The organism is Nocardia grenadensis NBRC 108939 (assembly GCF_001613445.1).
GTDB classification, from domain to species: domain Bacteria; phylum Actinomycetota; class Actinomycetes; order Mycobacteriales; family Mycobacteriaceae; genus Nocardia; species Nocardia grenadensis.
The window spans coordinates 179,945-202,908 of the sequence record NZ_BDCJ01000019.1 but is presented as its reverse complement, the minus strand read 5'-3'; the positions used below and the strand labels follow the sequence as shown (position 1 = coordinate 202,908).

The window sequence follows — 22,964 nt, the reverse complement described above, 5'->3', positions numbered from 1 at the left end:
TCTTTCCGGAGTGCAAGAACGGGTTCTATAGTTCGGCGCTCCGTGCTGATCGTGCCGCATATCCGGCGGGATCGCGGGCGGTGGGTCGGATCGCTACCGATACGTGGCCGCGCCCGCGCTCCTGAACAGTCGATTCCCGTACGATCATTGTCGCGGGGGCGCGCCCCTGGTACCGTCCAGACACATGTCCAGCTATGTGTCTCCCCTTGGTGGCCAATCGGTCGCGCCCGGCGAGAACTCGTTATCGAAACAGAGGTGGGTCCGATGACGGCCGCATCGTTGGAGCCGGTGGCGTTCGATCCCTACGACTACGTCTTCCACGAAGACCCGTACCCGATCTACGCCCGGCTGCGCGCGGAGGCGCCGCTCTACTACAACGCCGAACTCGACTTCTACGCGCTGTCGCGGCACGCGGATGTCACCGCGGGATTCCGCAACGCCGCCGCGCTGTCGAATGCCAACGGCGTGTCGCTCGACCCCGCGGCCTGGGGGCCGCACGCGCACAGAACCATGTCGTTTCTCGCCATGGACGATCCCCGGCATATGCGGATGCGCAAGCTGGTGTTCAAAGGTTTCACCCCCAAGCGGGTCGCCGATATGGAGACCCGCATCCGGGACCTGACACTCGAATACCTGGAACCGGCGCTCGAGCGCGGCGAATTCGACTGGATCCAGGACTTCGCGGGCAAACTGCCGATGGACGTCATCTCCGAGCTGATGGGGGTCCCGGCCGCCGACCGCGACGAGATCCGCCATATGGCCGATATGGTCATGCACCGCGAGGACGGGGTGACCGATGTCCCGGATTCGGCGATCGAGGCCTCGCTGAACCTGGTGGTCTACTACTCGGACATGGTCGCGACGCGCCGGGAGAACGCCACCGACGACCTGACCTCCGCGCTGCTCGGGGCCGAGATCGACGGTGACCGGCTCACCGACGACGAGATCATCGGCTTCATGTTCCTGATGGTGGTGGCCGGGAACGAGACCACCACCAAACTGCTGGGCAACGCCCTGTACTGGGCCGGTCGCAACCCGGCGGAATACGCCAAGGTCACCGCCGATCCGGACCGCGTCACGGACTGGATCGAGGAGACCCTGCGCTACGACACCTCGAGCCAGATCGTCGCGCGGACCGCCACCGAGGATCTGGAGTACCACGGCCGGGTCGTCCCGGCGGGGTCGAAGGTGCTGCTGCTGATCGGTTCGGCCAACCGGGACGGCGAGGTCTTCGACGACGCCGACGCCTACGACCTGGATCGCGCCGAGAAGGGCAATCTGGCCAGCTTCGGCGCCGGTGTGCATTTCTGCCTCGGCGCCCATCTGGCCCGCCTGGAAGCGACGGTCGCCCTGCGCGAATTCGCCGCGCGGGTGAAGTCCTACCGGGTGCGCGAGGGCGAATTCGTCCGCGTCCACTCGTCCAATGTGCGGGGCTTCGCCGAGCTCCCGATCTCCGTGGAGGTGCGGTAATGCCCCGGTTCGACCCCCATCCCGAGAAGCGGCCGACCATCGTGGCCGGTGCCTCGTCGGGTATCGGTGCCGCCACCGCCGTGGAGTTGGCCGCACAGGGCCATCCGGTGGCGCTCGGCGCGCGCCGGGTGGAGATCCTGGAAGATCTGGCCGGGAAAATCCGGGCCGACGGCGGTACCGCCTTCGCCCACCGCCTCGATGTGACCGACCAGGCCTCGGTGGACGAATTCGTCGCCGCCGCCGAAGCGGCCATCGGGCCCACCGAGATCCTGGTCTCCGGGGCCGGTGATATCGAATTCGGTCTCATCCAGGACATGGACCCGGCCGATTTCGCGCATCAGGTACAGATCCATCTGGTCGGCGCGCATCGCATGACCCATGCGGTACTGCCCGGCATGCTGGCCCGCCGGCGCGGCGATGTGGTGCTGATCAGCTCCGACTGCGCGCCGCTGCCGCGGCCGTGGAACGGGGCCTACAGCGCCGCCAAGGCCGGCGTCGAGGCAATGGTGCAGCAACTGCGGATGGAGCTCGAGGGCACCGGTATCCGGGCCTCACTGGTCCGGCCCGGCCCGACTGTCACCGGCATGGGTATGAACGCATCGCCCGAGGTGGTGGGACCGCTGCTGGAGTCCTGGCAGGCCTGGGGCCTGGCACGGCATCCGTACATGTTGCGGGCCTCCGATCTGGCCCGGGCGGTGTCGGCGGTCGTCGGCACCCCGCGGGGCGCCCATCTCGTGCTGGTCGAGGTGCAACCGGAAGCGCCGTTGCGACCGCTCCCGGAAGAAGGAAAGGACTCCTGATGTCCACGGCACTGCCCCCGGGTTTCGATTTCACCGACCCCGCACTGTGGGCCGATCGCAGTCCGGTCGAGGAATTCGCGCTGCTGCGCCGGACGGCACCGGTGTGGTGGAACGCCCAATCCGACGAGACCTCGGGCGGTTTCAACGACGGCGGCTACTGGGTGGTCAGCACGTTGGAGGACGTCAAGGAGCTGTCCCGCAACCCGGAGCTGTACTCCTCGCAGCAGAAGGGGTCCATCGTCCGGTTGCCCGGCGATATCACCCCCGACCAGATGCAGCTCACCGAAGCACTGCTGGTGAACATGGACCCTCCGAAGCATTCCAAGGTGCGACGGATCATCTCCAGGGGTTTCACCCCGCGGGCGGTGGAGGGTCTGCGTGCGGCGCTCACCGAGCGCGCGCACCGCATCGTGCACGAGGCGAAGAAGAGCGGTGGCGGCGATTTCGTCACCCAGGTCGCCTGTGAACTGCCCCTGCAGGCGATCGCCGAACTGCTCGGAGTCCCGCAGGCGGACCGGCGCAAGGTGTTCGACTGGTCGAACCAGATGCTCAACTATGACGATCCCGAATACGGCGACCCGACCGTGGCCTCGGCGGAGATCCTCGGCTACGCCTGGAACATGGCCGAACAACGGCGGTCGTGTCCGGCCGACGATATCGTCACCCAGCTGGTCAACGCCGATGTCGATGGGGAGGGGCTGGCTTCCGACGAGTTCGGTTTCTTCGTCATCCTGCTCGCGGTGGCCGGTAACGAGACCACCCGCAATGCCATCACCCACGGAATGAAGGCGTTCGTGGACAATCCGGAACAGTGGGCGCTGTACCGGGAGCAGCGGCCGCGAACCGCGCCGGACGAAATCGTGCGCTGGGCCACTCCGGTGACCGCGTTCCAGCGCACCGCCACCGCCGACCACATCCTGGGTGGGCAGGAGATCAAGAAGGGGCAGCGCCTCGGATTGTTCTACAGTTCGGCCAATTTCGACGAAGCGGGATTCGACGAACCGTTCACCTTCGATATCCTGCGCGATCCGAATCCGCATGTCGGGTTCGGCGGCACCGGCACCCATTACTGTGTGGGCGCCAATCTGGCCCGGCTGGAAATCGACCTGATGTTCAACGCGATCGCCGACGCCATGCCCGACCTGTTCTCCGTTTCCGATCCGGTACGGTTGCGATCGGGGTGGATCAACGGAATCAAGAGTTGGCAGGTGCGCTACGCATGAACGTTCGGGATATTCCGGTGAACACACTGTCGGGTTCGGCGTCCACGCTCGGTGAGCTGGTCGGCGACCGGGTGGTGCTGCTGGTCAACGTCGCGTCGAAATGCGGTCTCACACCGCAGTACACCGGGTTGGTCGAACTGCAGAAGAACTATGGGGATCGTGGTTTCAGTGTGGTCGGTGTGCCGTGCAACCAGTTCATGGGGCAGGAACCGGGCAGTGCCGAGGAGATCCAGCAGTTCTGTTCCACCACCTACGGTGTGGACTTTCCGCTGCTGGAGAAGGTCGAGGTGAACGGCGACGGCCGGCACCCGCTGTACCGGGAAATCGTCGAAACCCCCGACGCCGAGGATACGGCCGGTGATGTGCAGTGGAACTTCGAGAAGTTCCTGATCGACCGGGACGGGAGGGTGGTGGGGAGGTTCCGGCCCACTACCACACCGGACGCGGACACGCTGGTCGCGGCGATCGAGAAAGCGCTGTAACCGATGCCGTAACGGCTTATGATCGAGGCCCGCTCACCCAGTGGTGAGCGGGCCTTTTTCACTTTCTACCTGCGAGAACAGCATGATTCGGCGCAATCCGGACGTGATCGGTGAAAATCGCCCGCCCGGATTGAATCGCCCATAACATGGACAACTGTCTGGACATAAATCCGGTTCAGTTCGGCACGCCGGGGTGCCGAACCGCTCGAGGCAGGTGAGTGGTGGTACCGATACCCAATCGGTCCGATCGGCCGACAACGACACGGCACAAGGTCTGGGCCGCCGTGCGGTACAAGCTCGCGGCACTGGGGATGGTGGTGGTCATCGCCGCGGCCGTGGTCTTCTCGCTGGTCATGTTCTTCGGCGGGTTCACGCCGAAGGAACCGGTGTCGGTCGTGGTACCGCGCAGCGGGCTGGTGATGGATCCCGACGCCAAGGTGAAATTCCGGGGCGCGGAGGTCGGCCGGGTCGGGAAGATCGAATCCGGTAACGGGGAGGTCCGCCTCGAACTCGATATGAACCCGGATCTGATGCGGCTCGTCCCGGGCAACGCCGGGGTCGATATTCGCTCCACCACGGTTTTCGGGGCCAAATACGTGAACTTCGTCGAACCGGCCCAGCCCGCCGGCCGCCTGCAACCGGGCCAGGTTCTGCGTGGCGAATCGGTGACCGTCGAATTCAACACGCTGTTCGAGCGGCTCACCGAAGTCCTGAACATGGTCGAACCGACGAAACTGAATGCCACGCTCACCGCGCTCGGTACCGCGCTCCAGGGGCGCGGTGAGCGACTCGGTGATCTGCTGGTGAACGCCGACCGGCTGTTGCGCGAGATCAATCCGAGCATCCCCGCACTCCAGCACGATTTCCAGGCCACCGCCACAGTGACGAACCTCTACGCCGATACCGCGCCGGATCTGCTGCGCACGGTGGACAATGCCACCGCCCTCGGCCACACGCTCACCGACAACGAGCAGAGCTTCGACGCGTTGCTGCTGGATACGATCGGCCTCTCCGATACCACCGGCGCGGTCCTGACCGAGAACGAACAGAACCTGGCCACCGCGCTGGACCTGCTCCGGCCCACCACCGATCTGCTCGACGCCTACAAACCTTCGCTGGACTGCGTCATTCGCGGGCTGGCCAAAGCGATGCCCTTGGCCGACGACCTGATGGGCGGACGGAACCCGGGCGCCTCGTTCAACGCCAGCTTCATGTACGGGGCCGAGGCCTACCAGTACCCGAACGATCTACCCAAGGTGAATGCCACCGGCGGCCCGCGCTGCGCGGGCGTCCTGGACCGGGTGCCGGGCAGCCACTCCGACTACGTGGTCACCGACACCTCGGAGGTCAATCCGTTCATCCCCTCCACCCGGATCTACCAGAACCATCCGACCGTATTCGAGTTCCTCTTCGGTGGTATGCCCGGTATGCGCTGAGCAGGGAGCAGCGGTACTAGGACCCGGCCTCGGGCTGTCCCGGCCCGGGACGGACACACATCACGCCGCCGCAGGGTTTGTCGCTGAGACCCGCGGGGTTGGGATGGACCGTCGGCCGCCGGTGCGCGGGGGCGCGCAGCTCGTGACGGTTGCGGCTGCGTGGGCCGCGGGCAGTGCGACGTCGTTTCATCGGGCGGCCCCCGCGCCACCGTCGTGCGGGCGGCGCATGGCGGTCCGGGCCCGGTCTGCGACGCCGGCCCCGGAATCGGCCGGGAAGGCCCCGGTAGCGCCCGGTGCCGCCTGGGGCGAACCTGTCGGTGGCCAGTAAGTCATGGCCCCCAGTCTGGCGGATGGCCCCGCGGCCGGTCGCACCCGGGTTTCCCGGCGGACCTCGGCGCTCGCCCCGGCCGCGGGACCTACCGGCTCAGGAGGCCAGCGCGCGGGGCGCCTCGACCACCGAGTAGTGACCGGCGTCACCGGTGATTACCGCGCTCGGCCGTCCGTCGACACCCACCGGGATGTCGCCGGCGAGCGTGATCCGGGTGAGCCGGCGCGGCTGTCCGTCGTAATCGTTCACCGCGTAGTGCTGGGTGGCGCGGTTGTCCCAGATCGCGACATCGCCGAGCTGCCACTCCCAGCGCACCGTGTTCTCCAGCCGGATCACCCGATCCTGGAAGAGCCGGAACAGCGTCTGCGACTCCGTGGTCGAGAAGCCGGCGAAGTTGCGCACGAAATGGCCGAGCAGCAGCGCGCGCTCGCCGCTCTCCGGATGAACTCGCACCACCGGGTGCTCGGTTTCGTAGAGCGAGGATTCGAACTCGGCGCGGTGCTCCCGGGTCTTCTGGTCCGGGTGCTCACCGTGGCGGCCCACATAGTCGTAGACATTGGTGTGCACCGCCCGCAGGTTCTCCGCCAGCAGCCGCAGCGGCTCGGGCAGCGATTCGTAGGCGGCCACGGTGGAGGCCCAGGTGGTGGAGCCGCCGTAGGACGGCAGGGTCACCGCCCGCAGGATCGACGCCTTCGGGATGCGGTCCACGAAGGTCACATCGGTGTGCCAGCTGTTGGCGCTGCCGTACTCCGAGTCGATGGCCAGGGTCTTCTCGCCGTGCGAGGTGACCGTCGGATGCGGGGTGGTCGGGCTGCCGAGCAGTTCGGCGAATTCGTACTGGCCGTCCTCGGTGAGCTGATCCTGGCCGCGGAAGAAGATCACCTTGTGTTCCACCAGTGCTTTGCGGATGGTCTCGACGGCCGCTGGACCGAGATCACCGCCCAGCCGTACCCCGTCGACGCGCGCTCCGATCTTGGATCCGAGCTTGACCACGGTGGGGAGGGTGGCGGGGGTGGCGTTGTCGGATGTCATGAGGCACCTCACGGATCGAGAGCGGAATCGTTCGCCTCTCGAGCACATCACCGGGGCCCCGCACCGAACAGGATTGCGGTCGCGCTGATCACAACGTGCGATCATCCGGGCGCCGCGTCGCCGTCATGATTCGGTATGCCCCGGCCGGCACGAACCGGGAGCTTCGCGGCGCTAGCCGAGATGCTCGCGCAGATAGGCCAGATCGTCGGCGATTCCCTCGGCGGGGGTCTCCAGCACGACCGGCGCGTCGGCGGTCCGGCACACCTCGGTGAGCAGACCCGGATCTATGGTGCCCTCGGCGAAATTGGCATGCCGATCGGCGCCCGAATCGAACGCGTCCCGGGAGGAATTGAGGTGCACCAGATCGATCCGGCCCGTGATGCCGCGGATCCGCTCGACTACGCCCACCAGATCCTCCCCGCCCGCCCAGGCGTGACAGGTATCGAGGCAGAACCCGGCCCCGTAGTCGCCGACCGCATCCCAGAGGCGGGCGATACTGTCGAAATGCCGGGCCATGGCATGGTTGCCGCCGGCGGTGTTCTCGATCAGGATCGGAACCGCGAAACCGCCCTTGTCCTGCTGGCGCTCGAACAGTTTGCGCCAGTTGACGAAACCGGCCGCCATCTCGTCGTCGTTGCGCACATGACCGCCGTGCACCACCAGCCCGAACGCGCCGAGATCGGCCGCCGCCCGCGCCTGCTGGGCCACGGCGTTACGGGAGGGCATCCGCAGCCTGTTGTTGGTGCTGGCCACATTGATCTGATACGAGGAATGGACCACCACATCGATCGGGCTGGCCAGGATCTGCTCGGTCGCCGGATGCGGCGTGGGTTTGTCCCAGCTCTGCGGATCCACCACGAACAATTGGACGACATCGGCGCCGAGTCGCTCGCCGTACCCGATCGGGTCGCTGTCCGTGCGGACATGTGCTCCAATGCGCATGGCGTCAGACTATCGGCCCGCACCGACAACCGGCCCTCGTGTTGCGCCCGGGCGGTGCGGGAAGATACACCGGAAGACACGCGTACGACCCGACGAGGGGGAATCGGCCATGCTCGAGCCCGGTGACGACTTCGCGGGCTATGCTATCCGGCGGCGGCTGGGCGTCGGCGGTATGGGCATGGTGTTCCTCGCCCGGCACCCACGGCTCCCGCGACTGGTCGCGCTGAAACTGCTGAACCCGGACCTTTACTCCGACAGGGAGATCCGCCTGCGGTTCGAACGGGAATCCGAACTGGCGGGCCGGCTCGAGCACCCCAATATCGTCACGGTCTACGACCGCGGCGCCGAGGGCAAACAGCTCTGGATCTCGATGCAGTACGTCCCGGGTTCGGACGCCTCGCTGGTGGACCTGCACGTCCTCGACCCCCGGCGGGCGGTCCAGATCGTGGCCGATACCGGGATCGCCCTGGACTTCGCCCATGCCAACGGAGTGCTGCACCGGGATGTGAAACCGGGCAACATCCTGCTCGCGAAACCGCCCATCGGACAGCCGGAACGGGTCCTGCTCACCGATTTCGGTATCGCGGGCGTGCGCGACGCCGAAACCACCATCGCCGCCGCCGACACCATCACCGCGACGCTGGCCTACGCCGCACCCGAACAGTTGACCGGCGCGAAACTCGACCACCGCGGCGACCAGTACTCACTGGCCTGCACCCTGTTCTGGCTGCTCACCGGGTCGGGGCCGTATCGCGGCAACAATCCGGCCGAGCTCATCCAGGCGCATCTGACCACGCCGGTGCCCCGGCTCACCCGGATCCGGCCCGGACTACCGCCGGGGCTCGACGAGGTCCTCGCGCGGGCACTGGCCAAGAATCCCGCCGACCGGTTCCTCAGCTGTACCGAATTCGCGACGGCCGCCGCGCGGACACTGCGCCCGCCGGGACCGCGTGGCGGGCCGCCGGGAGTCAGATTGCGGCCCGCCCAGCGGTATCCGGCACCGACCGGACCCGCTCCGGGGTACGGATCGGGGGAGTTCCGGCAGCCCGGGATGCGGCGGCTGCCGGCGTATCCCGCCACCGAACACCGCCGCCCCGGTCCGCCGCCGCGGTATCCGTCCACCGAATACCCGCATCCGGGCGCGGCCCCGCCCTACCGGTCCGCGGAATACCGGCAGCCCGGCCCGCCTCCGGGGCCCGGTGACCATCGGCCTCCGGCCACGGCGGGGCCGCCACCGGGTTCGGCCGAGTTCCGGCAGCCGGGTCCCGATACCCGGCACGCGCCCGACCTCATGTCCTCGGCGGACGAACGGGCCACCCGCCCGGCCCGGCCGCACCGTTCGAGTCCGGCCGAACCGGCGATCATCGATCTGCCCGGCTTCCGCAACCGCCCCGGGGCGACCCCGCCGCCGGCGCAACCCCACCGGCCGCCCCGGGATCCCGGCGCCGCGCCATAGCGCCGGGTCCCGCACCGTCGCGGGCGGTCGCCCGGGCCGGAGGTTCCGTGCGCGCCGGTAGCGCGGTATCCGTGTAGCGGCGGTGTTGCGGCTGCGTATGTGGACCGGTGAGAGCCCTCGGCGCTCGATCCACTGCTGCTATGGTTTCGATGATTTCGCGTGCCCGGAGCGCCACGGTCCGGACACGCTTTTCGTCTACGCCTGCGTACCGGTGGGTCCCGGTCCCGCAGGCGGGAATTGGAGCAGACATGCTGGCCAACGGCGATGTTTTCGCCGGCTATGTCATCGACCGGCAACTCGGCCGGGGTGGGATGGGCTCGGTCTACCTCGCGAAACATCCGCGGCTGCCGCGGATGACAGCGCTCAAGCTGCTGAACCGCGAGATGTTCTTCGACAAGGAGGTGCGCGCCAGGTTCGAACGGGAGGCCGATCTGGTCGCCCGCCTGGACCACCCCAATATCGTCACGGTCTACGACCGCGGGCTCGAAGACGAACAGCTGTGGATCTCGATGCAGTACATCGACGGTATCGACGCCGCCTCGGTGGATCCGCAGAAGTTGCCGCCCGAACGTGCTGTCCAGATCATCGCCGAAACCGCGTCCGCGCTCGACTACGCGCACGGTATGGGCGTGATGCACCGGGACGTGAAACCGGCCAATATCCTGCTGGCCCGCTCGACCGGAGGCCGTGGTGAACGCGTCTACCTGACCGATTTCGGTATCGCGCGGCTGCGCGACGACACCGGACACCTCACCCAGACCGGTACGTTCACGGCCACGCTGGCCTACGCCTCACCCGAACAGCTCACCGGCGCCGATCTCGATCACCGCTCGGACCAGTATTCGCTCGCCTGTTCGCTGTACTGGCTGCTCACCGGCAGCGGACCGTTCACCTCCACGAACCCGGCGGGGGTCATCCAGGGGCATCTGCAGTCGCCGCCGCCCTCGCTGAGCGCGGCCCGGCCGGAACTGCCGCCGTCCTTGGACGCGGTCCTGGCCAAGGCGATGGCGAAGCGACCCGACGACCGGTTCACCTCCTGTACCGACTTCGCCGAAGCCGCCAAACAGGCACTGACCTCGCCGAGTTCTCCGGCGATCCCGCTGGCCGTACCGCCGCCCACCATGGTGAACCCGGCCTATCAGTCCGGGCCGTACAACAGCGGGGCCAATCAGTACCCGAGCACCGCGGCGCCCCAGCCCTACGCGGGGGGCGCACCGGCGCAACCCTATGCGAGCAATGTGCAGGGCCAGCCCTATGGCGGTGGTGTCCAGGGCCAGCCTTATGCTGGTGGTGTCCAGGGCCAGCCCTATGCCGGCGGAGCGCCGCAGTACGCGAGCGGATTCCAGCCGGGGCCCGGTGACGGGCAACAGCAGCCCTACGGCGGCACGCTCGGGTACACGACCCCGGTCGGTCAGCCCTACGGTGGCGGATCGCCGGGCGGATACGCCCAGCCCACGAGCTATCCCCAGCCGATGGCGCAGGTCCAGCAGGCACCGCGCCCGCCCAAGTCGAACACCGGGCTCGTCGTCGCCCTCTGTGTCGGGCTCGTGGTGCTGATCGGCGTCGTCATCGGCGTGGTGGCCCTCGCCGGGAGCAGCGGGGGCGGCGGAACCGACTCCACGGCCGCCGGCACCAGTACCCAGACCACCGTGGCCCCGGTCCCGGCCACCGCGGACTCCATCAGCAAGGAGTTCCCGCGGCTGGTGCCCGCGTCGACCTCCGCGGAGGTCGGATACCACGACGCGAAATGCTGGGAGACCGACAGCAGCTACACACCCAGCCCCGACGACGGCGAACCCGACTTCGGTAAATGGGCCTGGCAGTGGCGCTGCTACGGCGGTAACAACAATGACGATCCGTTCTACCGGATCTACGCCTACGCCTCCGCGGCCGATGTGGAATCGGTGGTCAAGGGACTGCCCGCGACCTCGGAGAAATCCACCGACGCCAATGGCGGCCAAACCTACACCAACTACAAATGGGACAGCGACGGCCCGAAGATGGTCACGGTGTTCACCAATCATCCCGAACGAGCCCAATACCTGATGTACACCGACGGCATCGTCGGCACCATCGACGAGATGCTGACCTGGTGGAAGTCGGCACCGCTGAACTGAGTGACGAAGCGATAACGGCGGGCCCCACGGCAGGTGCGGCCCGCCGTTTCGTTTTCACCGGTGGGTGTCATCCCACCCGCGTACCCGGCGATCCTCCAGGTGTACGAATGGTCAGGGCGATCCCGGATGGCGCGGGTCGCGGCGGCCCGACACACTGGACCCATGACTGCTCACGCTGTCGACGTGGACCCGGCCGAGCCGGGCTCCTCGTCCACCGTCGCCGCCGGCGCCATCGAATTGACCAAGGTCTACGGGTCCGGGGATACGCGGGTCACCGCGCTGGACGCGGTAACGGTCGATTTCGCACGGGGCGAGTTCACCGCGATCATGGGGCCGTCCGGCTCCGGGAAATCGACCCTCATGCACTGTCTGGCGGGGTTGGACGATGCCAGTTTCGGCCGGGTGCGGATCGGGGACACCGAGCTCACCGACCTGTCCGACAAACAGATGACCGCGCTGCGCCGGGACCGCGTCGGCTTCGTGTTCCAGGCCTTCAACCTGGTCCCGACGCTGACCGCGTTGGAGAACATCACCCTGCCGCTCGATATCGCCGGCCGGGCTCCGGACTCGGAATGGATCGACACTGTGCTGAAGCGGCTCGGTCTGGAGGACCGGCTCGGCCACCGGCCCAGCGAACTGTCCGGCGGTCAGCAGCAGCGCGTCGCCTGCGCGCGGGCGCTGGCGGGTAAACCGCAGATCATCTTCGGTGACGAACCGACCGGCAACCTGGACTCCCATTCGTCCGGCGAAGTCTTGTCGATCCTGCGGGCGGCGGTGGACGAATTCGGTCAGACGGTCGTCATTGTCACCCACGAACCCACCGCCGCCGCCTACGCCGACCGCGTGGTCTTCCTGGCCGACGGCCGAATCGTGGACGAGATGCGGGATCCGACCGCCGACTCGGTGCTGGACCGGATGAAAGCCCTGGAGGTCCGGTGACGCACCCCGGAATGTGCGAGCGTCCCCGGCCGGCGCGGGCGGTCCGGTAGTGGCCGCCCATCCCATGCGCAGGGTGGCACTGCGCAATCTCGCCGCGCACAAGGTGCGGCTCGTGCTGACGCTGCTGTCGGTGGTGCTCGGGACCGCGTTCATCGCGGGATCGTTCGTTTTCACCGATACGCTGCAGCGCACCTTCGACGGAATCTTCGCAGGCGAGGCCAAGGGCGTCGATGTGCGGGTGAGCCCGGAGGAGCGGCAGTCCGCGGGTATCCCCCAGGACGTGGTCGACCGGATCGCCGCCATGGACGGGGTCCGCACTGTGGCCCCCGGTATCCAGGGGTCGGTGGTGCTGCTCGATCCGTCCGGGAAGAAAGCGGTGCAGACCGGGGGCGCGCCCAGTACCGGGCAGGCCTATATCCCGCCGCAGCAGGCGGTCGCCGAACCCGATCCGTTCGTCGCCGGTGTACCCCCTGCCGAACCCGGCCAGATAGCACTCAACACCGGTGCCGCCGATCGGGCCGGCCTGAAGGTCGGGGACCACACCAAAGTGCTCGTCCCCTCACACGGTGGCCCGATCGACGTCACCGTCACCGGCATCTACGCGCCGCCGTCCGATACCGGCGGTTTTATCGGCTTGCAGTTCACCGAGGCGCAGGCCCGGGAACTGTTCACCGACGGGACCCACGTCGCCTACGTCGATATCGCGGCCCAGGGCATACCCGGGGACACCCTGCGTGACCGGCTGTCCATGCTGTACCCGGACTACAAGGTGCAGAACGGTGACCAGGTGCGCGCCGATATGCGGGCCCAGCTCTCCGAGGCACTGAACTTCCTGAACTACTTCCTGCTGGCCTTCGGGGCCATCGCGCTGATCGTCGGCACCTTCATCATCTACAACACCTTCTCGATGCTGGTGGCACAGCGGTTGCGCGAACTCGCGCTGCTGCGGGCCGTCGGCGCGAGCCGCGGTCAGGTGGGCCGGTCGGTGGTCGGGGAGGCACTGGTCGTCGGCGTGCTCGGCAGCTTGCTCGGCCTGCTGGCCGGTATCGGGCTCGCCTACGGGCTCGCCGGGCTGCTGAACGCGTTCGATCTCGGATTGCCGACGGGCCGGATGACCGTGCTGCCCCGGACCGTGGCGGTCGCCTTCGCGGTCGGCCTGCTGGTGACGGTGGTGAGCGCGTACGCGCCGGCCCGCCGCGCCTCCCGGATCCCGCCGGTCCAGGCCATGCGCGAGGAGTTCGCCTCCGCCGGTGACACGCTGCGGGTGCGCACGGTGACCGGTGCGGTCCTGGCGGTCGCCGGAATCGGGCTGGTGGTGCTGGGCGCCCGCTACACCGGTGGTGGGGCGGCCGCCGTGGTGGGTGTCGGGGCGCTGGGCCTGATTCTGGCGGTGCTGCTCGCCTCGCCCGCGCTGTCGCGTCCGGTGCTGGCCGGACTGGGCCTGCTCATCCGGCCGTTCGGGTCGATCGGGCGAATGGCGCGCAACAACGCGACCCGCAATCCCCGTCGCACCGCCGCCACCGCGTTCGCACTGACCCTGGGGCTCATGCTGGTCACCGCCATCGGCATGCTCGGCGAATCGGCGAAGGTCAGTATCTCCCGAGTGGTGGACCAGGGCATCGAGGCCGATTACGTCCTCACCGGGCCGCAGATGATGGGAGTGCCGACCGGCGCCGCCGACGCGGTGCGGGCGAAGGTGCCCGAGGCGGCGCAGACCGTGGGCCTGCGCGGGCTGGCGCTGAAGATCGGTGACGACGACGAATTCGGCACCTCGCCCGACGGCCCCCTGGACCAGGTCGTGAACCTCGACATGCTGAGCGGTTCTTCCACCCTCGGCGACTCCGAAATCCTGCTCGGCCAGGACGAGGCGACCCAGCACGGCGTGACCACCGGTGACCGGCTACCGGTCAAAACCCTCGACGGTACCGAGATTCCGTTGACGGTTGCCGGGGTCTACGCGGATTCGCAGGTCCTGGGCCCGTTGATGGTGCCGTCGACGGTATACGAGCGGGCGGTGCCGGTCTCCCTGCGGGCCGATGTCGCGGTACTGATCAAGGCCCGGCCGGGGACCGACCTTGCGTCCATGCGCACCGATCTGGAGCAGGCCACCGAGGAATTCGTGATCGTGCAGGTCCAGGACCGCGAGGAATTCAAGGGCGAGAACGCCAAGCAGATCAACAATCTGCTGGCCATTCTGTACGGCCTGCTCGCGCTGGCGGTGGTGATCGCGGTCCTGGGCATCGTGAACACCCTGGCGCTGTCGGTGGTGGAGCGCCGCCGGGAGATCGGCATGCTGCGCGCGGTCGGCACCCAGCGGGCGCAGGTACGCCGCACGATCTACCTGGAATCCATGTTGATCGCGGTGTTCGGTGCTCTCGTGGGGGCGATCCTGGGCCTGGGGCTGGGCGTCGGATTCCTGCGCACTCTGCGCGATCTCGGGCTGGACCAGATCGCGGTGCCGTGGGATCAGCTGGTGTACATGCTGGTCGGCTCCGCGATCGTGGGAGTGCTTGCCGCGCTCTGGCCGGCGATCCGGGCGGCGCGCACCCCGCCGCTGGCCGCTATCGCCGACCTGTGAGTCCGGCTCCGTGGTCCGGTCCGCCCGGGCCGGACCACGGAGTGCGCACCGGGTTCAGCGGTGCTCGGTTCCCCAGCGCATGAGATCCCCCCGGTTCAGCGCCTGGGCCAGCAGCTCCGGAAACCGGTCGGGGGTGCAGGCGAAGGCCGGCACACCGAGGGCCGCCAGCGCCGCGGCGTTCTCGCGATCGTAGGAGGGCGCGCCGTCATCGGAGAGCGCGAGCAACACGACGACCTGGACACCTGATTCCTTCAAGGCGTGCACGCGGCGCAGCATCTCCTCCCGGACCCCGCCCTCGTACAGGTCGGAGATCAGGAAGAACAGGCTGTCGGTGGGACGGGTGATGAGCGACTGACAGTAGGCGATGGCCCGGTTGATGTAGGTCCCGCCGCCGAGTTGGGTACCGAACAGCACATCGACCGGGTCGGACAGCTTCTCGGTGAGGTCCACGACCTCGGTATCGAAAACCACCAGTGAGGTGCGCAGCGACCGCATCGACGCCAGCACCGCGCCGAACACCGACGAGTAGACCACGCTGGAGGCCATGGAACCGGATTGGTCGATCGCCAGGATCACATCACGATGCACCGCTTGGGCCCGCCGCCCGTAACCCACCAGCCGTTCCGCGATGATGGTGCGCTGTTCGGGCAGGTAATTGGCGAGATTCTTGCGGATGGTGCGGTCGAAATCGATATCGCGCGGTTTGGGCCGGGAGGTCCGGGTGGACCGGTTGAGCGCCCCGCTCACCGCGGCCACGGTACGGGTCGCGATCCGTTCCTCGATCTCCTTGACCACCTTCGACACCACCATCCGGGCGGTGGCCTTCGTGGTTTCCGGAATGACCCGGTTCAGGCTCAGCAGCGTGCCGACCAGATGCACATCCGGTTCGACCGCCTCCATGAGCTCCGGTTCCAGCAGCAGCTGGGTGAGGTTCAGCCGCTCCACCGCGTCCCGCTGCACGACCTCGACCACCGTCGACGGGAAGTAGGTACGGATATCACCGAGCCAGCGGGCGACCCGCGGCGCGGACCCGCCGAGGCCGCCGGCCCGGTCACCGCGGGAGCGGGCCGTGCCGCCACCGCTGTCGTAGACCGCGCCGAGGGCTTTGTCGATGGCCTTGTCGTCGGCGGTGCCGAGTGCGCCGAGCGCCGGTTCGGCGGCCGCGCCGAGCACCAGGCGCCAGCGGCGCAGCCGGGCCTCGTCGGTGCGGTCGTGCAGTGTGGTGGTGTTCATCGGATCCTCCGTAGCTGGCCGCCGGGCCGGCGGTATCGGCCTGTGGAGCCGGTATAAGACCTCAACGGGAGCCCTCCGGACGGGCGGTCGGTTGTGAAGCAGGAGCTTTCCGGCGCGAGCCGGAAGGGAATCCCCCGCCTTCGGGCGGGGGATTGGTCAAGCGGGGACTCCCAGGATGCCGGCGACGGCGCGCAGGGTGAGCAGGCCGCGGGCCGGATCGATTTCGGTGGCCGCGGCGGCGGTCGCGGCCGGGCGGCCGTCACGTACGGCTTCGCCGATCGCGCGGCGCTCCCCGGATTCGAAGGCACCGAAGGTCCGCCGCAGCAGCGGCACGACCTCGACGAACTGCTCCTCGGTCAGATCGGCGAGCCAGCTGTCGATAAGCCGCAGCAGGGCGCGATCGTGGACCAGGACCAGCCCGCGGCCGCCGACGAAACCGTCGACCCACGCGGCCTTGGCGGCCGCGGTATTGCCGACCGACAGCGCCGCCGCCAACCGGCGGGCCGCCTCCTCGGTATCGATCCGGTCGGCGTCGCAGAGTAGGCGTACCGTCCGGCCGACCAGCAGGCCGTGCACATCGGGCCGGTCGGCCAGCCGGGCCAGTACCGCCAGCCACCGTTCGATGGATTCGGCGTGGCCCCGGGTATGGATCGCGGTGGTGGCGGCATCGAGCTGATCGCGCAGCGCCGCGGCGGTGTCGTCGCCGAGCCCGGTGACCGCGGCGGGTAGACCGGCGCAGATGCGGACGAGCATGCTGTCGGCGACATGGGTCAGCGCCGAGGTATCGGTGCCGCGCACGTCGCCGTACCGCAGTGTGCGCAGCAGGCCCGGCAGCGCCGCCAGCAGGTGGGTCATATCGTGGTTCACCGCGGCCGCCGAACCGAGCCGGGCGATGAGCCCGTCGAGTGCGCCCGGCAGTTCGGCGAGCAGCGCGAATTCCAGCGCCTCGGTGAGTTCGGTGACCCCGCTGCCGGATCGCGCGGCCGTATCGAGGATTTTCGCCTCGGCCGCCGCCTGCACCGTGGTACCCCACCGGGCGGCCTCGATCACCCGGACCGCGAACTCCGGTTCCCAGCGCAGCTCCCAGGTCTCCCGGAATGTACCTTTCGACTGCACGATTCCGGCGCTGGGCGTGCCCCAGTGCACGCCGAGCAGCCGCAGCCGGTGCAGTAGCCGCGACCTGCCGATATCGCGTTCTTTACGCAGGTCGAGATCCAGCGTGCGGACCAGAGCTTCCTGTTTCAGCCGCAGGGTGCGGGCCGTGGCCCGCAGATCGGCTTCCAGTGGCACGGTCGGCGCCTCGGGCGGTACCGCGCCGAGCGCCTCGCCCACCACCAGTTCCGTCCCGACCAGGCGCAGCGCCGTATCGTCGCCCTCGCACAGCACCGCGCGGGTCGCCTCGGTGACCTCGGAGAGACCGGCCAGCGGGCGAGCCCGTAGGGCCGCCAGGGTTTCCGCCAACCGTACGGCCTCGATGATGTGGGCACTGGAGACCGGCAGGTCGTGGCCGCGCAATACGCTCGCGACCTTGGTGAGCCAGGATGCGATCGGACGCTCGGTCTCGGTGAACAAGTGGTGGTACCACCCGGGTGAGGTGACTCCCGCGCCGTAACCGGAGGCGGCGGCGAGCCGCGAATGCGTCCACGGCACCCAGGTCAGCGTGGCCTTGACCTTGGGCAGGCCTTTCAGGAGGCGAAGATCCGCCGCGGCCGGCCCGAGCGGTTCCTGGAGCGCGGGGGCGTGCCAGGCGCCGCATACCACGGCGATCCGGCGGGCGCCGTCCTTGCGTGCCTTGCGCAGGACCTGCCGCATATGGGCTTCACGGATCAGGGTGTGCCGGTCCAGGATCAGCGGCTCGGGTGGTGGTGGGGCCGGATCGCCGACCGCATCGGAGGCCGGGAACTCGCCGGGAAGTGCCGCGGCCGGCGGCGCACCGGGAGCACCATCGCCGACCTCATCGACGGAAGCGATCCGGAACCCGCCGGCCGGTGGGTACCCCGGATCGCCGGCGCGGAGCCCGGATTCGGGCACATCGGTCGGGCCGGCGCCTGTATCGGTCTCCGGTTCGATGATCGCGGTCTCGCGGAGCGCGGCCATGGCCTCGGTGATGGCCTCGAAGGTCCCGATGTCCGAGGTCGATTCGACCACCGCGTCCCACCAGCGTTCGGCATCGTCGTAACCGCCCGCGGCCGCCAGTTCGGCCAGCGCGTCGCGGCCACCGGTGCGGTCGTCGACGGCCAGGACCTGGGCGGCGGGAAGATCGCAGAACCGGACGGGTACCTCATTGTCGACCGCGTAGCGCAGCGCCTGCCATTCCGGGGAGAACACCGCGTACGGCCAGAACGCGGCCCGGGCGGGTTCGTCGGAGATATAACCGAGCAGGGCGACCGGTGGTGCCATCGACGCGGCGGCAATATGGACCACCAGGGGGTCGGCATCCGCCGGGCCCTCGATCAGTACGGTGTCGGGCCGGAACTCCTCCAGCGCCAGGCGCAACGACCGCGCCGATCCGGGGCCGTGGTGCCGTATCCCGAAGACCCGGGTCTCGCCGGGTTCGCCCGCCTGCGCGGGGCTCATTTGTTGATCTCCCGGCAGGCACGGTAGAAATCGGCCCATTCGCGGCGTTCGCGCACGACGGCCTCGAGGTATTCGGTCCACACCACCGAATCGGCCACCGGATCCTTGACGACCGAACCGATCACCGCGCCCGCGATATCGGCAGCTCGCAGGACACCGTCACCGAAATGCGCCGACAGTGCCATACCGTTGGTGATCACGGAGATGGCCTCGGCCGTGGAGAGTGTGCCCGACGGAGACTTCAGCTTGGTCCGGCCGTCGGCGGTGAGGCCCGCGCGCAGCTCGCGGAAGATACGCACCACCCGGCGCACCTCCTCGGCGGCAGCCGGGACCTCGGGCAGTTCCAACGCCGACCCCAGCTGCTCGACCCGGCGGGTGACGATATCGATCTCCTCGGCTTCACTGCCCGGCAGCGGGAGAACGACGGTGTTGAACCGGCGGCGCAGGGCCGAGGACAGTTCATTCACGCCGCGGTCGCGGTCGTTGGCGGTCGCGATGATGTTGAAACCCTTGGCGGCCTGCACTTCCCTCCCGAGTTCGGGAACCGGCAGAGTCTTCTCCGACAGGATGGTGATCAGCGCGTCCTGGACGTCCGACGGGATCCGGGTGAGTTCCTCGAGCCGGGCGATCGCGCCGGAACGCATCGCGTTCAGGATCGGCGAGGGCACCAGCGCGGCATCGCTGGGGCCCTCGGCGAGCAGCCGGGCGTAGTTCCAGCCGTAGCGGATGGCTTCCTCGGCGGTTCCCGAGGTGCCCTGGACCAGCAGGGTGGACGACCCGCTGATGGCGGCCGAGAGATGTTCGGAGACCCAGGTCTTCGCGGTGCCGGGGACGCCGAGCAACAGCAGGGCGCGATCGGTGGCCAGGGTCGCGACGGCGACCTCCATCAGCCGGCGCGGTCCCACGTATTTGGGGCTGATCACGGTGCCGTCGGGGAGGGCACCGCCCAGCAGATAGGTGACCACCGCCCACGGCGACATGGTCCAGGACGGCGGTCGCGGTCGATCGTCCACGGCGATCAGAGCACGCAGTTCGTCGGCGAAGGCCTGTTCGGCGTGCGGGCGCAGCAGCGCCGGGGCGGGTTCGGTGACGGCGGTGGTCATAGGAGCTCCTCGAGCATTGCGGATCGTCGGTGCAGGTCGTGGGCGAGGAATTCGAGGACCGAGGCCCACTCGTCGGCTTCGCAGCGGCCCGCCAGCGCGGTGACCTCGCCCGCGAACTCGGGTGGTAGATGGAGTGTGGCGGTGTGCAACAGCGAACGGTGTGCGCTGGGATTGGTGCCGGGTGTGCCCGGCCGAGCTGCGGCGGTCCGGGCCCGTTCCTCGAACAGGTGCAGGAGATGGCGGGCCAATTCCGGTGGCCAGGGACGAGCCACCGCGGGCAGCAGGGATTCCAGTTCGGACAGCCAGGAGGTACCCAGCCCCAGCAGATGACGCAGCTGGTCGCCGGGCGGGAGCAGTGCGAACAGTTCACGCCGGCGCAGGATCGCCAGGTTCGACGGCATCCCGGCGGTGAACAGCGCCTCCCCCCAGCGGATATCGCGCTGGGCGAGGGCGGCATCCATCCAGCCGTCGAACAGCGGTTGCCGGAAACGGTCGTCCACCTGCGTCACCACGGCGCGGGCCGGAGCGCCCAGGGGACCGGTCCAGTAGCTCAGCGGTAGTGCGGCCACCAGTTTCCGCAGCCGGGTCGCCGTGAGATCGGGCTGTCCGTTCCAGCGGTAACCGAATTCCGTGGTGCCGTCGGTGAAACCGTCGCGGATCGCCGATTCGTCCAGCGTCTCGGGAATGCCGATGAAAAGCTCGGTTCCCCGGCCTGCCCCGGTCTCGCCGCATTCGATCCAGTCGGCGGCGCGCGCGGCCATCCGCGCGGCGAACGCCGAGTCGGGCAGCCGGGCCAGCAACTCCGTGGCGGTACGACGCACATCGCCGCGGCGATCGCCCAGCGCGCGCTCGAGCAGTTCCTCGTCCGCGGGGCCCAGCCCGTCGGCGAGTACCCGGAGCAACTCGGCCTTCGGCGCACCCGATTCCCGCGGCCACGCCTCGGTCAGGGCGGCGCGGGCGGCAGCCGGATCCCGGTGTCGCAGCGCGTTCAGCCATGCGAGCCGTTCCGGTGGCCGGCCCAGATGCCAGGTCTCCTCGGTGGGTTCGGGCTCGGCGGTGTCCCGCCGGGTCAGATCGTGCCAGCGGGGAATCCACCCGGCCAGCCAGCGGCCGCGGGCGCCGGCCAGCCGCAGGGCCGCCTCGCGTGTGCCGCTGTCGCTCGAGGCGAATGCGAGCAGCGTTCCCACCAGCCGGTGCGGGGCGCGGTATTCGTGCGGCGCGGCGGCGGCGAACCATTCGGGCAGGAATTCCGGCCGGTACTCGATCAGCAGGGCCAGCCGGTCGGCGGCCGCGCGAGGGAGTTCCGGTCGGGGGTCGTCGGCGGCCGGCTCAGCGGATACCTCGACCCGGCGGGGCAGATAGCCGCCGCGCGCCCAGGCCATCTCCAGCGCGGTGGCCGCGAGCAGTCGCTGCGCGGCATCGTGCTCCGGGAGCGCCGCGACGGCCGCGGCGACCGGTGCACCGATCCCCGGCGGAGTGGCCGTACCGCGCGTGGTACCCAGCAGGGCGATCGACGCCGCCTCCGGTGTGGCGGTGACGGCGGAGCCGGCGGCGTCCGTGGCGGGCCCCGCATCGTGGAACTCCCCGTCGGCCAGGACGGAGATCAGCTCCAGCAGCCGGCCCGTCCAGAGGCCGAAGACGGTCACCGGCCGGCCGCCGGACAGCGCGAGCAGCCGCCACGGTTGTGCGGGCTCCGCCAGCGGCAGCGCGGTGCCGTCGGATTCGCCGAGCAGCCAGTCCTCGCCCTCCCGGACAGGTGTCACCCCGCGCAGTAGTACGGGCCAGGACTCCAGCCACGGATCGGCGGCAGCCGCCGTGGCGAAATCCGTCAGCGCCGCGGCGACGGTCCCTGCCCCGGCGGTCTCCGGCGGTTCCGCGGCGGTGGGTGCCGCCTCGTCCCGGACCGGGCCGACCACCGCGCGCAGCGGCGCCGCGACCGGATAGAAGTGCACCGCGTACTCGGCCGCGAGGCCGATCGGCGGGGTGTCGGCGGCGAAGACGGGGGAGCCGAACGAATGATCCACCAGCAGTGCCCACCGGCCGGTCCGCATGCCGTGGAGCCAGATCCGGCGCGTATGCAACCGGTCTTCTTCCACGGTGCGCGTGCCGACGGTCAGCCACCGGTCGGTTACGGCGGGCTCGGCCTGCACCGTTTCCGCCGGAACCGGATAGCCGATATGGCCGCGGACGGCAGCCGCCAGCGGCGCGGGCAGCGTGTCCGATCGCGTATGGGCGGTGATGAGCAGGTGCAGCCAGGCGAACCGGCCCAGCAGCACTTCGGGCCAGTTCGCCCGGCGCACCACCGCGTCGGGCAGGCGGCGCACCGCGGCGGCCGGGCCGGGCGCCTGGGCATCCACCAGCCGCGCTGCCACCGCCTCGAACGCCGCGTGGGAACGATCCGTCTGGGCCAGCCCGGTGCGGATCTGGTCGGTGAGCCAGGTATCGAGTTCGGCCAGACCGGCTTTCACCCGTTCCTGCCGCTGCTGCGCGGTAGCCGGATCGCCGCCGCGCGGCCGCTTCGGTGGTGCGGCCGCCTTCGCGGTCCGCCGGCCGACCCACTCGGCGGCGAAATCGGCGGTTTCGGCGGACTCCGCGACCGTGCCCGACGACCAGATCAGCAGCAGTGACAGGGCGTGTTTGCACGGGAATTTGCGGCTCGGGCAGGAGCAGCGGAAAGCGGGACCGGCCAGATCGACGATCGTCTGGTACGGGGTTTGCCCGCTGCCCTTGCACAAGCCCCACAGTGTGGCCCCGGACCGGCCGGTGCCGGACCACTTTCCGGCCAGTTTGCGGGCGGCGGTGAGGGAACTCGTATCGGGCGCGAGTGCTGTCACCTGGTTCTCGCTCCACCGTTGTGTCATCCGGCGGACTCGTTTCGGTCGGTCATGATGCCCCCGTCTCTCGGTCGAGAGATTTCTATCGCACCGCACCGACAGAATCTCTCCGCGGCATGGTCATGGGTGGAAGCGCTTGGCGCCGAACCACATTCGAGGCTCCGGGAAATTCCGTAAATGTTGCGTGATCCGATCGAGTCTGGCATTCTGTTCTGTTCGGCCAGACCGAGCCACCCCTGAAGGGTGACACACCGACGAGCTGCCCGACGGGGTTGGCGAGGGGTGGCCATCGGCAGCCGGTCGGGTCGGCCGATGACCAGATCCCATCCCCGCGGGCACGTTCGAGCCGCCGGCCGTGCGTACTTCCCCGCGCCCGGTTCCGGCGTGGTGTATCGCAACCGTCCGGGACAGAGC

The 22,964-nt window shown here is 69.1% G+C and carries 15 protein-coding genes; 9 read left to right on the top strand and 6 right to left on the bottom strand.

Features of this window, described 5'->3' with window-relative positions; all coding sequences use genetic code 11:
- The first annotated feature begins 264 nt into the window (after positions 1-264).
- The 5 genes from NGR01S_RS20845 (at position 265) to NGR01S_RS20825 (ending at position 5,411) form a co-directional block, all read left to right on the top strand.
- A complete protein-coding gene (locus NGR01S_RS20845; RefSeq protein ID WP_063039312.1) occupies positions 265-1,470 on the top strand; it encodes a cytochrome P450 in 1,206 nt (401 codons plus the stop codon).
- Entirely contained in the window at positions 1,470-2,270 is an 801-nt protein-coding gene (locus tag NGR01S_RS20840; protein ID WP_063039310.1) for an SDR family oxidoreductase, read from the top strand. The genes NGR01S_RS20845 and NGR01S_RS20840 overlap by 1 nt, the downstream gene beginning before the upstream one ends.
- Positions 2,270-3,493 (top strand): cytochrome P450, encoded by a 1,224-nt coding sequence (locus NGR01S_RS20835; protein WP_169811941.1) that lies wholly within the window; start codon positions 2,270-2,272, stop codon positions 3,491-3,493. The genes NGR01S_RS20840 and NGR01S_RS20835 overlap by 1 nt, the downstream gene beginning before the upstream one ends.
- Entirely contained in the window at positions 3,490-3,975 is a 486-nt protein-coding gene (locus NGR01S_RS20830) for a glutathione peroxidase (RefSeq protein ID WP_063039308.1), read from the top strand. Before NGR01S_RS20835 ends, NGR01S_RS20830 begins: the two co-directional genes overlap by 4 nt.
- Positions 3,976-4,259: 284 nt before the next feature.
- On the top strand, positions 4,260-5,411 hold the full coding sequence (locus NGR01S_RS20825; RefSeq protein WP_281179779.1) for an MCE family protein: 1,152 nt from the start codon (positions 4,260-4,262) through the stop codon (positions 5,409-5,411).
- A 424-nt stretch (positions 5,412-5,835) separates the two neighbouring features.
- Here the strand turns inward: NGR01S_RS20825 and NGR01S_RS20820 are convergent, their stop codons facing one another.
- A complete protein-coding gene (locus NGR01S_RS20820; RefSeq protein WP_063039306.1) occupies positions 5,836-6,771 on the bottom strand; it encodes a TauD/TfdA dioxygenase family protein in 936 nt (311 codons plus the stop codon).
- A gap of 171 nt (positions 6,772-6,942) precedes the next feature.
- Positions 6,943-7,713, bottom strand: coding sequence for a deoxyribonuclease IV (locus NGR01S_RS20815; RefSeq protein ID WP_063039304.1), 771 nt, complete (start codon positions 7,711-7,713; stop codon positions 6,943-6,945).
- 109 nt (positions 7,714-7,822) lie between these two features.
- Here NGR01S_RS20815 and NGR01S_RS30410 point away from each other — a divergent pair, with 109 nt between their 5' ends.
- The 4 genes from NGR01S_RS30410 to NGR01S_RS20795 all read left to right on the top strand — a co-directional run bounded on the left by NGR01S_RS30410 (position 7,823) and on the right by NGR01S_RS20795 (position 14,803).
- Complete coding sequence (locus tag NGR01S_RS30410) at positions 7,823-9,169, top strand: serine/threonine-protein kinase (RefSeq protein WP_084481508.1); 1,347 nt, start codon at positions 7,823-7,825, stop codon at positions 9,167-9,169.
- A 248-nt stretch (positions 9,170-9,417) separates the two neighbouring features.
- Entirely contained in the window at positions 9,418-11,286 is a 1,869-nt protein-coding gene (locus tag NGR01S_RS20805; RefSeq protein ID WP_063039302.1) for a serine/threonine-protein kinase, read from the top strand.
- Between the two features lie 162 nt (positions 11,287-11,448).
- Positions 11,449-12,225, top strand: coding sequence for an ABC transporter ATP-binding protein (locus tag NGR01S_RS20800; protein ID WP_063039300.1), 777 nt, complete (start codon positions 11,449-11,451; stop codon positions 12,223-12,225).
- Between the two features lie 64 nt (positions 12,226-12,289).
- Positions 12,290-14,803: an ABC transporter permease gene (locus NGR01S_RS20795; RefSeq protein WP_063039298.1), complete on the top strand. Its 2,514-nt coding sequence runs from the start codon at positions 12,290-12,292 to the stop codon at positions 14,801-14,803.
- Positions 14,804-14,857: 54 nt separating this feature from the next.
- On the opposite strand, the gene NGR01S_RS20790 is transcribed toward NGR01S_RS20795, so the two are convergent.
- The 4 genes from NGR01S_RS20790 to NGR01S_RS20775 all read right to left on the bottom strand — a co-directional run bounded on the left by NGR01S_RS20790 (position 14,858) and on the right by NGR01S_RS20775 (position 22,577).
- On the bottom strand, positions 14,858-16,036 hold the full coding sequence (locus NGR01S_RS20790) for a VWA domain-containing protein (RefSeq protein WP_063039296.1): 1,179 nt from the start codon (positions 16,034-16,036) through the stop codon (positions 14,858-14,860).
- Positions 16,037-16,192: 156 nt separating this feature from the next.
- Entirely contained in the window at positions 16,193-18,613 is a 2,421-nt protein-coding gene (locus tag NGR01S_RS20785) for a DUF5682 family protein (protein WP_063039294.1), read from the bottom strand.
- Positions 18,610-19,716, bottom strand: coding sequence for an ATP-binding protein (locus NGR01S_RS20780; RefSeq protein ID WP_063039292.1), 1,107 nt, complete (start codon positions 19,714-19,716; stop codon positions 18,610-18,612). The genes NGR01S_RS20785 and NGR01S_RS20780 overlap by 4 nt, the downstream gene beginning before the upstream one ends.
- Positions 19,713-22,577 (bottom strand): SWIM zinc finger family protein, encoded by a 2,865-nt coding sequence (locus tag NGR01S_RS20775; RefSeq protein ID WP_063039290.1) that lies wholly within the window; start codon positions 22,575-22,577, stop codon positions 19,713-19,715. Before NGR01S_RS20775 ends, NGR01S_RS20780 begins: the two co-directional genes overlap by 4 nt.
- Between the last annotated feature and the right edge of the window lie 387 nt (positions 22,578-22,964).

Bases quoted from the DNA above. Each gene is read 5' to 3' on its own strand.
- NGR01S_RS30410 (WP_084481508.1), top strand. From the start codon at position 7,823: ATGCTCGAGCCCGGTGACGACTTCGCGGGCTATGCTATCCGGCGGCGG.
- NGR01S_RS20775 (WP_063039290.1), bottom strand. From the start codon at position 22,577: ATGACACAACGGTGGAGCGAGAACCAGGTGACAGCACTCGCGCCCGAT.
- NGR01S_RS20790 (WP_063039296.1), bottom strand. From the start codon at position 16,036: ATGAACACCACCACACTGCACGACCGCACCGACGAGGCCCGGCTGCGC.
- NGR01S_RS20785 (WP_063039294.1), bottom strand. From the start codon at position 18,613: ATGAGCCCCGCGCAGGCGGGCGAACCCGGCGAGACCCGGGTCTTCGGG.
- NGR01S_RS20805 (WP_063039302.1), top strand. From the start codon at position 9,418: ATGCTGGCCAACGGCGATGTTTTCGCCGGCTATGTCATCGACCGGCAA.
- NGR01S_RS20800 (WP_063039300.1), top strand. From the start codon at position 11,449: ATGACTGCTCACGCTGTCGACGTGGACCCGGCCGAGCCGGGCTCCTCG.
- NGR01S_RS20830 (WP_063039308.1), top strand. From the start codon at position 3,490: ATGAACGTTCGGGATATTCCGGTGAACACACTGTCGGGTTCGGCGTCC.
- NGR01S_RS20795 (WP_063039298.1), top strand. From the start codon at position 12,290: ATGCGCAGGGTGGCACTGCGCAATCTCGCCGCGCACAAGGTGCGGCTC.
- NGR01S_RS20815 (WP_063039304.1), bottom strand. From the start codon at position 7,713: ATGCGCATTGGAGCACATGTCCGCACGGACAGCGACCCGATCGGGTAC.
- NGR01S_RS20845 (WP_063039312.1), top strand. From the start codon at position 265: ATGACGGCCGCATCGTTGGAGCCGGTGGCGTTCGATCCCTACGACTAC.
- NGR01S_RS20840 (WP_063039310.1), top strand. From the start codon at position 1,470: ATGCCCCGGTTCGACCCCCATCCCGAGAAGCGGCCGACCATCGTGGCC.
- NGR01S_RS20835 (WP_169811941.1), top strand. From the start codon at position 2,270: ATGTCCACGGCACTGCCCCCGGGTTTCGATTTCACCGACCCCGCACTG.
- NGR01S_RS20780 (WP_063039292.1), bottom strand. From the start codon at position 19,716: ATGACCACCGCCGTCACCGAACCCGCCCCGGCGCTGCTGCGCCCGCAC.
- NGR01S_RS20820 (WP_063039306.1), bottom strand. From the start codon at position 6,771: ATGACATCCGACAACGCCACCCCCGCCACCCTCCCCACCGTGGTCAAG.